General features: G+C 54.5%; 11 protein-coding genes. 5 read left to right on the top strand and 6 right to left on the bottom strand.

The window, feature by feature from the left end; translation table 11 throughout:
- The first annotated feature begins 101 nt into the window (after positions 1 to 101).
- A complete protein-coding gene (locus WAW39_RS19635) occupies positions 102 to 494 on the top strand; it encodes a DUF3293 domain-containing protein (protein WP_422320862.1) in 393 nt (130 codons plus the stop codon).
- A 172-nt stretch (positions 495 to 666) separates the two neighbouring features.
- Here the strand turns inward: WAW39_RS19635 and WAW39_RS19630 are convergent, their stop codons facing one another.
- From WAW39_RS19630 to WAW39_RS19605, 6 genes are all read right to left on the bottom strand, one after another.
- Positions 667 to 2,517, bottom strand: a complete 1,851-nt coding sequence (locus WAW39_RS19630) for a DUF262 domain-containing protein (protein ID WP_422320861.1) — start codon at positions 2,515 to 2,517, stop codon at positions 667 to 669.
- Positions 2,514 to 2,891 carry a hypothetical protein gene (locus tag WAW39_RS19625; RefSeq protein WP_422320860.1) on the bottom strand — a complete coding sequence of 126 codons (378 nt, stop codon included), beginning with the start codon at positions 2,889 to 2,891 and terminating at the stop codon, positions 2,514 to 2,516. The genes WAW39_RS19630 and WAW39_RS19625 overlap by 4 nt, the downstream gene beginning before the upstream one ends.
- A gap of 22 nt (positions 2,892 to 2,913) precedes the next feature.
- A complete protein-coding gene (locus WAW39_RS19620; protein ID WP_422320859.1) occupies positions 2,914 to 3,861 on the bottom strand; it encodes an AAA family ATPase in 948 nt (315 codons plus the stop codon).
- A 269-nt stretch (positions 3,862 to 4,130) separates the two neighbouring features.
- The gene (locus WAW39_RS19615; RefSeq protein ID WP_422320858.1) at positions 4,131 to 5,084 is read right to left on the bottom strand and encodes a hypothetical protein; all 954 of its coding nucleotides are present in this window, start codon (positions 5,082 to 5,084) and stop codon (positions 4,131 to 4,133) included.
- 43 nt (positions 5,085 to 5,127) lie between these two features.
- Positions 5,128 to 6,372 (bottom strand): DUF4268 domain-containing protein, encoded by a 1,245-nt coding sequence (locus tag WAW39_RS19610; RefSeq protein WP_422320857.1) that lies wholly within the window; start codon positions 6,370 to 6,372, stop codon positions 5,128 to 5,130.
- A 68-nt stretch (positions 6,373 to 6,440) separates the two neighbouring features.
- Positions 6,441 to 7,289: a helix-turn-helix transcriptional regulator gene (locus WAW39_RS19605; RefSeq protein WP_422320856.1), complete on the bottom strand. Its 849-nt coding sequence runs from the start codon at positions 7,287 to 7,289 to the stop codon at positions 6,441 to 6,443.
- On the opposite strand from WAW39_RS19605, the gene WAW39_RS19600 reads away from it, so the two are divergent.
- The 4 genes from WAW39_RS19600 to WAW39_RS19585 all read left to right on the top strand — a co-directional run bounded on the left by WAW39_RS19600 (position 7,288) and on the right by WAW39_RS19585 (position 10,391).
- Entirely contained in the window at positions 7,288 to 8,127 is an 840-nt protein-coding gene (locus WAW39_RS19600; RefSeq protein ID WP_422320855.1) for a hypothetical protein, read from the top strand. The two genes, WAW39_RS19605 and WAW39_RS19600, sit on opposite strands and share 2 nt — an antisense overlap.
- Before the next feature lie 65 nt (positions 8,128 to 8,192).
- On the top strand, positions 8,193 to 8,867 hold the full coding sequence (locus WAW39_RS19595) for a hypothetical protein (RefSeq protein WP_422320854.1): 675 nt from the start codon (positions 8,193 to 8,195) through the stop codon (positions 8,865 to 8,867).
- A 5-nt stretch (positions 8,868 to 8,872) separates the two neighbouring features.
- Positions 8,873 to 9,304 carry a dual specificity protein phosphatase family protein gene (locus tag WAW39_RS19590; protein ID WP_422320853.1) on the top strand — a complete coding sequence of 144 codons (432 nt, stop codon included), beginning with the start codon at positions 8,873 to 8,875 and terminating at the stop codon, positions 9,302 to 9,304.
- A gap of 286 nt (positions 9,305 to 9,590) precedes the next feature.
- Positions 9,591 to 10,391: a DUF3944 domain-containing protein gene (locus WAW39_RS19585; RefSeq protein ID WP_422320852.1), complete on the top strand. Its 801-nt coding sequence runs from the start codon at positions 9,591 to 9,593 to the stop codon at positions 10,389 to 10,391.
- Positions 10,392 to 10,524: the final 133 nt, after the last annotated feature.

The raw sequence follows: 10,524 nt of genomic DNA, 5'->3' as shown, positions 1-10,524 counted from the left end.
TGAATGAATTGTAGAGCCCATTGATGAGCAGACCGAGCAAAATGCCTGCTGTCATGCCAGTGACGTAGGAACCATAATTTTTTTCACCTTCCACCGCCCTGATGTCCCCAGATTATTTCGACACACGCTTCAAACTTGACCTCCCGAATTCTGAGCTGCCGGATTCATTCGCCATCATCACAGCCTACGCCACGACGGGCGAGGCGTGGACTTCTGAGGAGAGTCAAGCAGCCAGTGAGACGCTTAGATCCGAACTGGCAGGAGGCGGGCATCTGATTGGAACCATCACGGGATACTCGCCTGCGACGAATCACGCCGAGCCGGGTTTTGTAGCCGCCATTCCATTTGAGGAGGCCTGCAAGCTTGGCATCAGGTTCAAACAAGATGCCATTTACTTTATCAGCAGTGGGACGCTGTTTGTCAGCCACTGTGATCACCGCCGCAGCCTGAAGCCCATCACGCAGTTCTCGAAGCGGGTTGATCCAGCTGCCTGACATGAAACCCGTTGCCATCATCAGTGATATTCACGCCAACCTCCCGGCGCTGACCGCTGCACTAGAGGAGATTTAGAAGCTGGGCATCCGGGAACTCAGTTCTTTCCCAACTCTTTCCATGACTTTGGCAAAGGATGCCCCGGCTGCGTAATTTGGCCTTCAGCATTCGGAATCACTTGAGCATCTCCTCCAGGATGAATTTGAAGATATTCTCCCCTCGATCGTAAATGAGCTTCTTCCACTTTTCTGATGCTTTCCAACACTCGCGATTGCTCTCATGTTCGGCATAAGAACCTCCATCGCAAATGTCTAGGTAGCTCTTCCAGGCGGGGTGCTCGTTGCTGAGCGCGGAGTTTTGCTCCCGAGTCACGAGAAGAAGATTGCCCAGGCCGTTGATGAACGCGTCAATATCAGGTCCGCGTTCGCGACGATTTTTTTCACGATCGTGATCTGAATCGAAGTTCTTGGAGGGCGAATCTTTCTCATCAATCCAGCTCCAATCCCACCCTTGCGGCAGGATGTGCTCCACAGAAATGGTTTCCTTCATGACACTCCGGATATCAGCACCTTTGAAAATCTCATACTTGTAAAGTGCGTAGATCAATTTGCTGCGCCACCCGAGAAAGGCATTCTGAAGAAACCATCCTTGGGCATTGACCAAATGATCACGAACAACCTTTTGAAGGTCGCCTCCGGTTTTGTCATCACGAAAACCTAGGTTGAGGTATCTTCCAATCACTTCGGCGATGCATTTTTCGTCCGGGCCAAACTCAGAAAAGAGCTTTGGAAAATTATCTCTCATACCTTTCAGGTTATGGTGACGGCCGTGGAAATCATGGGTGAAGAGAAGTTTCTCCCACAAGCGCAGAGTGGCCCCAGAAACTTGCCCGTCTGCCATGCCCTCTGACGACTCAAGCATTCGGCAGATGAGGAGAAAGAATTCGCAGCTCAGTCCGCGATGTAAAATCATCACATCACCCACTAATTTTTCAGACCTGTCCCATTCTGGAAGCACATCACAAATAATCTGTGCCGATTTCCTGAGCTCGGTTGCTAGTGCCATGGCATATGTCGCACTCAACTTATCGCTGATATAGCGAATCAAATCATCCGAGCTGGCATTTCTGGGAGGTTTGTCCATCGCCTCACCGCTCTTTTTACCTCCATCGTCCACCACACGAAGATGATGGCGAAGAATGGCCTCCAGTGTCATTTCTCCGCGAAAGCTGGAGACAGACAATCTTTCCTCAACGGAATGGATGATGGCGAACTCCGACTGAATGCTTTCAATGTTTTTATCCCGTTGCGACCCGCCTTCATCGTAAACAGCCTTCATCAGCTTGGCTTTGACGACTTCGATCAACTTCAGCGGCACGCCGCGAGTGTTATGCATCTCAAAAATGTTCACTGCTACCGTCTTGTCTTTAGCAACGTGGCATGAGCATAGAGAATCGCACAACATCTGAATGTAACTAGGTATGTGAGATGCCTCCAGCCGTCCCTTTTCAAAGGCCCTGTGAAATTGCCAGACTGCCAGAGCCAGCCTTCGCTGGGAATAGGTGAAAGACTTCTCCTCAAGGCTAAAAGCTTCTATGATGGCCTCGTTCTTCGGTTCTGCATTGCCTCGCCCTTCGAGCCAACCCGGACTCATCTTACGGATCTTCAACAAAGCCGATTGATCGTAACCCACTGTTTCAAAACGCTCCACAAGATCAAAAATGCCCTGAATGCATAAATCAGGCCGCTTAATTTGGCAGACAAGGAGGAACAAGACCACAGTTGTGAATCGCTGCTGCCCATCCACGAGCTCCACATAAGATGCGCTGTCTTCAACAATGAAGTGCCCAAAATAATAACCGCCACGGTTAGCATTGCTAACGAGATCACCGATGAATAAATCAATCTGCTTACTCTCCCATGAATAGGCACGCTGGTAGTCTGGCACCTTGATTCTGTGGTTGCTGAACCCTTTAAGAAAGATGGACTGAAAGGTATGATTTTCGTCTTGTTTGGTTGTGTTCATGAATAAGCGGATTCTTGTAGAGAGGCAGGGGAATTCGTCAATGTCGCGGCTAATGCTTGGTGACCATATTGCCAATAAACTTTGTCGGCGTTCAGGATGTGATCGCCGAGCTCCTTGCCGTTGCGATACGCGGGATAAAGCACCTCCAAGTAGTTGAGGCCGGAAATCTGGCGCGATTCACGCCCGATGTAGAGTATCCGCAACTTTTGATTGAAGTAGTGCGGGTAGAATCCGTCAAACGATCTCATCTGGTGTTTATCGAGCTGGGAAGCGCCCGTCGTGAAGCACGCATGCCAGTCCTCGAAGAGTTTGCTCAACTTCTGCAAATGAGAGAGTTCCTCAGCAGGATACGGAAGATCAGGGATGGGTTTCATGGAATTGGGGGGGGGTGTGAAATCAAGCAGCAAAGCCAATGCGCGGACGCTGAATGGGCTTGGGTTCGTATCCCGCGAAGACCTCTGCGAGGGAGTAGTCCTGCGCGGCAGGGAGCTTTTTTCCGTGGCTCTGGGCAAGCAGCGACGCCTGTGGGTAGTCGAGCCGGTGGAAGACGCGATGACATAGCAGCCTTCCTGGTCGAAGAAGCGCCTGGTCGATGTCGGCGGCTTTGCAGTTGATGGTACAGATGATCTGGAGTCGGAGAAAGTCGGCGAGCATTCCATCGGATAGATTCAGGATGGCGCTGACCTGCTCCCTATTGTCCGCCCCACGAATCATAAGCGCGGCGTCGGAATCCTCCAGGATGACGACGAACTGCCTGTCGGCATGACGGCGGCGCTGTTCGGCCCAGAAGCCGATGAAGTCGGGATTGGACAGCACTCCCATGGTGGCCGTGGGAATGAAATAGAAGCGGTGCGTGTCCTTGAGCACGCCCATGAGGTGGCGCAGGTAGGAGGTTTTGCCGGTGCCGGGCGCCCCTTCAAAGATGGAGAGGCCATGGCTGCTGCCGCGAAGCTTGGCGATGAAATCCTCGTGCCATTCCCAGCTGCCATGGCCGTAGTGGAGGCTGAAGACTTCATCGTCGAGAATGGTTTCTGTGCCGAGTTCCACAAGTTCACGGCTGATTTCACGACCTGTCCTGATGAGATAAAATGAACCTCCCCTCGGGATGGGTGGTTTTTTGTAATTCTCGCCAAACTTCGACACCAGCTTTTCAGCCTCCTGTGATGTCTCTGCATAGCCCAGAACCCTGGATTCGTCGGCGTAGAGAAAGGATCGCGGACCGAATTGAAAGGTGAGATCATCCCATTGGTTCAGTTTGTGCTCCTCATCAAGTCTGCGAACGGAGCGAAAGAGCGCTTCTGAATTATCCGCAAGCGCACGGTTCAAATCGAAGAGCCCGCTCATCCGGCATTCGTGCAATCGTCCTCCACCAAAGGCGACCACCACCGGAACGTGCGTCCCTTTGTATCCTGGTGAAAAGGCACTGACCTCAGACACGTCACAAACAACCCGTGTCGGTAAAGAAAGCTGGCACGCTTCAGCGGGAAGCGCTGGTTTATCTGCCAGCGGTGGAGTTTCGCTGTCGGTGAATTTGGATGAGGGAAGCATGACGGCCGAAGCGATAAGCCCACATCTTCATCAAGCCAGGAAACTGAATGTCCGCAATGTGTGTCCTACTTTTTGAATTCCGCCCGCAACCTGCTGAGACGTTTAGCGCTCGTCTCAGGCACCCAGCCGAGTCCTTCACAAAGAAATGTGTGCTTCTTCTCGCCTTTCAGTTTGAGCCGCAGGGCATCCTGATCGAGCTGCCGGAGTTTCTCGGCGAGCTTCATCCGTTCAGCCCGCCCCTCGGCGAGTGCAACTCCCTGTCGGCCAGTAACACGAACGCGGTGAAGGCTGGCGATGGCTTCCCAGCGGATGTCGCGAGTCGTATCTAAAGACCAATATGAGGGAATGTGGATCATCGTGCCATACGGCGTGATGTTGACGGCGAGCTTGAGCAGCAGCGGCTCATCGTGCTGCATGCCATAAAGATGCCAGCGCAGGCAAAAAGCGTCGAACGCTGCACGAAAGGCATCTGCCCGGCTGCGCAGGTTCACGGAAAACGACGGACGCAGGTTGCGCTCCGTATCCATGGTGCGGCGAATCACACCTTTGTAGTCGGCGTACGCTTGGACATTGAACGTAGCTTTAATGCACTCCCACTGGCGCTCCAGCTCAGGGTCGTTTTTTATGGTGAGCTCGGCCTGGGCGAACTTGGCCTGCGTATTAACATTGTTCTCGTAGCTGCCGCTCTGGACGTGGCGCTCATGATCGGCCACAGCCGCACAGATGGTTTCGTCTGGCGGTGCAGGCAGCAAGTCGATAATGAGGCACTGCTGAGGGCTCAAGCGTTTGCCTTGTTCCAGAATGGCAAGAAGGTCATTCAGCATCTCATGGATGTTGAACGGCCACAACGTCAACGGAACGAACATCCAGCCGTAAAGCACCCGTAACCGCGCAGCAGCCTCCTCTTGCAATTTTGGAATCGTGGCGTGGTAACAGCGCAGAGTGTCCTCGGCCCATTCCGCAGCATGGTAAGCTCGGGATTCGAGCTTCTTCAGGTCGCGCTCAAGGGCTTTTGTCATGCGCTTTAGAATTTTTTCATGGTGGAGCTGCTTGATCCACTGACTATTGATCACGCAACACAGCGTCAATCCGAGGACGGAACGTGTTGACGAAACGATTCATCAGATCGCCCAGCCATTCCTGCACCTCGGCCCGCTGTTGCGTCAGCATCTGATCGCCAAAATCACGCCAAATCTGAACAGAATGCCACTTGTCGCTGGACGCCCACTGAACCGGCTGGCCAATTGCCGCGTTGATCGCGGTTTGGTCAGCCATCAAGGCGGAGTAAATCCGGTCACTGACAGGTTCCCTTCGAAACGAGATATAGACCCCCGCCTTCCCGCTTTGTTCCGCTGCAACGGCAGATAATCGGCCCTTTGATTCCTTAGGCAGGTCAAAGAACTGATTGGTGCCCTTGGAGGGTGGTTTCACCGGCTGGCTCTGATCGTCGAGAGGATATTTCTCCAACCACTCACTCCAAAAATTGCTGAACTTGAGCCGCTGCTGCTCCAGATCGGGTCTCGGCATCGCTTCCCGCTCCACTTCGGGTGAATCTGCATCTGGCTCGGCGAGTTCTCCTCCGCGCACTTCAACGACTATCCGGCGAATGATCTCTGAATGGGCAAGGACTCGCGGCTGCACCAGCTGCATGCCGTTCGGCATCTGGTAGATCGCCATCTCGATCAGGCCAAAAGTGAAGTGCAGTGTTCCGTGGTCCTCAATAAACTGGGTGATTGCTCCGACGTTCTCACGAATACCATCGCCTGCGATCAACAGCAGCAGTTCACCGCGCCGAAGGTTGCGTGAGACTGCGTCGATGAACTGGGCCTCGTCGAGTCCCCCGTGCTGCTCACGAACCACTTCGAACAAAGACCTTGCGGTTCCTTGGTCGCGACGGAGTGCCGCACGAATAGCTGCATCGAGCGTCTCGTAACTCCAATGGCTCAGCTCCTTGGCATAATCGAGAATCTGACCAATCACCTTCCGCCGTGCTTCGGGATTGCGCCACAGCTTGGCTTCAAGCACCACCAGACGGCCTTCTCGTGTGGCATAGAGGACATCCAGAGGTCCTGCGGGCGTCAGCAGCTCGCGGCAGATCGGAACCAAACCGGCGAACAAAGGATTGATTTCGGCAATGGGTAGCGATTGCGGGTGTTTGTAGAGCAGGTCTTGAAGCCAGTCTTCGTTGTAGGCACTCGTTCCGGAAGCGCCGGTCAGAGGAATGCGTTCAAGCAAGATTTCGGTTCCTTGATCAGAGATGAGAATCGGTAGTGGGTGAGTGCCTGCCATGACGGTGATCGCTTTCAAGAGGGTCGAAGATTGTCGCGAGACTTAACTGCTGGTGCGTGCCGTTCCATGCAAGGGAATCTCATCCATCACCCGCCCTTTGTCATTTTAGTGAGTTCCTCACTCACACGCTTCTTGAGTTCGGGTGGCCCCAACACTTTGGCTTTGCTGCCCCAGCTGAGCACCCAGCGGGTGATTTCCTCCAGGCCGGACAGGTCCGCCTGAAACTCGATCACGCTGCCGTCCGGTTTCAGCTTCCGAATGGCTTGCGTGGAGTGCCACTGGCGCTCACCGACCACGCGGGCAGCGTAGCCTTCAAAGCGAATGTGCACCTCGTGTGTGCGCTTCTCCTCTCCTGCATAGCTCCATACGCCAAAGCCACCGCCCAGATGATCCCGTGCATTGAAGCGCGGATCACGCACGAACTTCGTCTTCAGCAGGCTCAGGTTCGTGATGCGTTGCAGGGCAAAGGTGCGCACCGCTTTCCGTGCCGGATCGTAGGCCAGTAAATACCAGCCGTGCTCGATCTGCCCCACATGATAAGGATGAACCAAGCGCTGCTCAGGTTTGCTGCCGGTGAGCTTGTGATAATCAAAGTTCACCTCCCGGCAGGCCCGCACCGCATCAAGCAGATCGCCAAACAGCGTCACATCCGCCGGTAGCACACCAGAAGCCTTCACTGAAAAAGCTTCATCCAGCTCATGCCACTCGATGGAAATCTCACCAGGGCAGGCTTCCGCGATCTTGCTGAAGCTCTCGCTCAGCATGCGCTCCAGCCGCGTTCCCCGCAGCGGCTCCAGCGCATGCCGCGCCAAGAACAAGGCCACCAGGTCATTACGGGAAAGATGCAGCATGGGGAATTCATGCACCGGCTGCGTGTAGTGGTACCCATGCTTGAGAGGATCATATTCCAGAGGCAATCCCAGTTGGTCCCGCATGAAGCTCACGTCCCGCTGGATGGTCTTGGGTGTCACCTCGATCTCTGATGCCAAGGTGGAGCAGTTGGGATGTCTGCCGGTGAGGACGATCTTGTGGATCTCCAGCACACGCCAAAGGGCAACTCGACTGGTTCCTGCTCGAATGACCGAGGTGGGAGCCTTGGCTCGTGATCTTCGGGAGGATGATGCTTTGGACATGTTAGCGAAGAAATACCTCATAAACTTTATCTGTCGCCCCGCAAATGTCCCACCCCCTGTGAGAGAATGCGAATGTCTAGACAAACCTCCCATGGCCATTCTTCCATCAGGCATTCATTTTTGCATCAATAGCAAGCCGCTCGATGACCTGCTTCGCAAGGCAGGCGGCGGCAGCGGTCTGCACATTCCGGACGTGCGCATGATTCATGGCACGGACGACCTGCGCCGCCACATGCGCATGATGTGGCTGCTGCCACTGGGGGCTGACTGCGCGACCGCTCCCGAACTGAATGCTCTCTCGCTGCCAGTGCCTGCGCATTTAACACTCGTGGGCAGCGGATATACCTTTCACCGCCTGCCAGAGCATCTCGACGAGCGTGACCGCCATGCATTGGCGCATTTTTGGCAAAGTCCGCGCTGTCAGGCCTTCTTGCAGCAACAGATGGAGAAGGTGCGACCTGTGCGAAGAATCTTGCTCGAATTTCTCGAACCGGAGGACTTCTTCCTCAACAAGTGGTTCCCGGCACCACCGCCGCTACCAGCATCTGGCCCGCCACTAACGGAGGCGGAAAAGGCAGCAAAACTTAGCGCTTCCAGGGCCGAGCTTATCGCCGCTGTAAAGGAGGAAATTGCCAAGTAGGCCACAATCTCACACCACCTCCCCTAACTCAATTTGACTGTCATTTTCCAGCCTACAACACCCCTATGAACCCCCACCTCACCGAAATCGCCTACATCCTCGACCGCTCCGGTTCCATGCAATCCATGCAGGAGCCCGCCGTCACCGCCTTCAATTTCTTCGTAAAATCCCAGCTCGATGTTCCTGGCGAGGCCCGCCTCACGCTCATCCAGTTTGATGATGCTTACGAGGTGCCCATCGCCGCGATACGTTTGGAAGCCGTACCGCAGCTCACCGCCGCAACCTACGTTCCACGCGGCAGCACCGCATTGCTCGACGCCATCGGTCGCACCATCAAAGAAACCGATACTCGCCTGCAAAAACTCCCTGCCGCCAACCAGCCCGGCAAGGTCATCATCACCGTCTTCACCGACGGCATGGAGAACGCTTCCAGCGATTACACCGTGAAGCACATCAGTGATCTAATCCGCCTCTATCGCGATGAAAAAAGCTGGGAATTCCTATTCTTGGCCGCCAATCAGGATGCCATCGCCAGTGCTACGGCCATGCACATGGACGCCCGATCCAGCGGCAACGTCACCTACAGTGCCAAAGGCGTGACCTCCACAGGCAGCGCCATGTCCCGCAAAGTGCGGGCCATGCGCATGAAAAGCAGTGGCACCATGGATGCCCAGGCCATGGAAGATGATGCCAAGCCCATGGATCAGATCGTCAGAGAGGAGGAGCAGAAGCCAGATTGAACCACATGACCTTCATCACCGACACCATCGCCATTGGCAATTTTGTGGATGCTGAGAACCGTGCTGCAATGGAGGTCGCCGGAATCCGCTCCATTCTTTGCCTCAACGGACACTTCTATGATTGCACGCCAGCGGACTGCGGGGTGGAGGCTTTGACCTGCTTCAACCTCCGGGACGGTCCAGGTAACGCCCCTTGGCTGTTTGATCGTGCCGTGAAGATTGTCGGGGAGTACGCACTGAAGCATCCCAAACTGTTGGTCCACTGCCATGCTGGAAGAAGTCGTTCCGTCATGGTGGTGGCCAGTCATCTGGTGCGTATGAACGCCTGGGATCTTCGTCAGGCACTCGCCTTAATCCACGCGAAACGGCCCGAGATCGTTCTCCCGGATGACCTGTTGTCCACATGGGATGTGAACAATGAAGGGAGGATCGCATGACCAACAGCCGCCGCCCCTGGCACCAACGCCTTGTCCGCAGAGTGACACGCCATGCCCCGGTCAGGGCAATCACGACGCCATCCCCATTGAGTGTCCTCTGCGCCGTCAATTTCCTTTGCTTCCTAGGAGCATTTGTGAATTGCCCCCCTATGTCTTGTTTTTCATGGGGCTTCTTGGATTTGTATTCTGTGCCAGCCAAACGCTGCTCAAGTTGCTAACAACCAGAACTTTAATGTCTGGCCGAAACGATAGACACCACCATGGACGAACCTAAACTTCTTGGATAATGCTCCCACTCAAATACCGCGCAGATCCCTCTCTTGATTTTCTCCAGTTTTGCAGCCACGGCGACCTGGAGCCTCTTGTCGAAATTCTCACTTTGGCGGAGGGGAAGCCCCGCTGGCCCCAGTATCTTCTAGGAGACGACCGATTTAGGCCACATGCGCAAGATCTACCTAAGGCCTGGGAACTTGTCGCTGCAGCAATCCAGCGGTATGGGGCAGATGATGTGGCTTCGTTAATTCGACTTGGGGAAGGAGTGCTCTACAGGGAAGTCATCGGAGACGTCTGCGTGCAAATGAAGGTCCCCCTAACTGGAGCCGACACAGATGTGGAGCATGGAGCCGACACAGATGTGGAGCAAATCGAACGCCGTCTGCTCGCAAAGGTTTTGGAGAATGCTTGGGAAAAAATGTCCGATGAGGAGAGAGTAGATTTTGCACGGAACCTGAAGGACCGGCAGGGAGATGCAACCTTTGATCCGGTGAAAATAGCCCCCGCCGCGTTGCTGGCTGCGCTACAGGGCGCGATTCTGGCGGGCGGCTTTGCCAGCTACCAAATGGCGATGGTGGCGGCTAATTTCGTATCAAGAGCCATTCTGAACCGTGGATTGGCGCTGGCTGGCAATGCGGCACTCGCTCGTGGCTTGGCCGTTTTTGCAGGACCCGTTGGCTGGGCTTTGACCGTCATTCTGGCGGTCCCACTGCTCACCGGCCCCGCGTTGCGGATCACCATCCCGGCCACCCTGTATGTGGCCTATCTCCGGCAGAAAAACCTTAATCAGGATCTCCTACAACCATGTTTATAGGAATAAATTTTATTTTAACAGCGTCTGTGCAGTAAAACATGTGGAATTAATTCGCCAATTGCTAGGATGCGAGATGCATCATGCCTCAGAATCCCCCAGCAGCGCCCCAATTGTCACTTTTTTTGAATTTGCC

This window comes from Prosthecobacter sp. (genome assembly GCF_049294395.1).
In the GTDB taxonomy this organism is placed as follows: domain Bacteria; phylum Verrucomicrobiota; class Verrucomicrobiia; order Verrucomicrobiales; family Verrucomicrobiaceae; genus Prosthecobacter.
The sequence above is the reverse complement of the archived record's forward strand: the minus strand, read 5'-3'. Positions and strand labels throughout refer to the sequence as shown.

What these genes read in the sequence shown, in the direction of transcription:
- WAW39_RS19635 (WP_422320862.1), top strand. Translation starts at nt 102, where the DNA reads ATGTCCCCAGATTATTTCGACACACGCTTCAAACTTGACCTCCCGAAT.
- WAW39_RS19630 (WP_422320861.1), bottom strand. Translation starts at nt 2,517, where the DNA reads ATGAACACAACCAAACAAGACGAAAATCATACCTTTCAGTCCATCTTT.
- WAW39_RS19625 (WP_422320860.1), bottom strand. Translation starts at nt 2,891, where the DNA reads ATGAAACCCATCCCTGATCTTCCGTATCCTGCTGAGGAACTCTCTCAT.
- WAW39_RS19620 (WP_422320859.1), bottom strand. Translation starts at nt 3,861, where the DNA reads ATGAGCGGGCTCTTCGATTTGAACCGTGCGCTTGCGGATAATTCAGAA.
- WAW39_RS19615 (WP_422320858.1), bottom strand. Translation starts at nt 5,084, where the DNA reads ATGACAAAAGCCCTTGAGCGCGACCTGAAGAAGCTCGAATCCCGAGCT.
- WAW39_RS19600 (WP_422320855.1), top strand. Translation starts at nt 7,288, where the DNA reads ATGAAGCTCACGTCCCGCTGGATGGTCTTGGGTGTCACCTCGATCTCT.
- WAW39_RS19605 (WP_422320856.1), bottom strand. Translation starts at nt 7,289, where the DNA reads ATGCGGGACCAACTGGGATTGCCTCTGGAATATGATCCTCTCAAGCAT.
- WAW39_RS19595 (WP_422320854.1), top strand. Translation starts at nt 8,193, where the DNA reads ATGAACCCCCACCTCACCGAAATCGCCTACATCCTCGACCGCTCCGGT.
- WAW39_RS19590 (WP_422320853.1), top strand. Translation starts at nt 8,873, where the DNA reads ATGACCTTCATCACCGACACCATCGCCATTGGCAATTTTGTGGATGCT.
- WAW39_RS19585 (WP_422320852.1), top strand. Translation starts at nt 9,591, where the DNA reads ATGCTCCCACTCAAATACCGCGCAGATCCCTCTCTTGATTTTCTCCAG.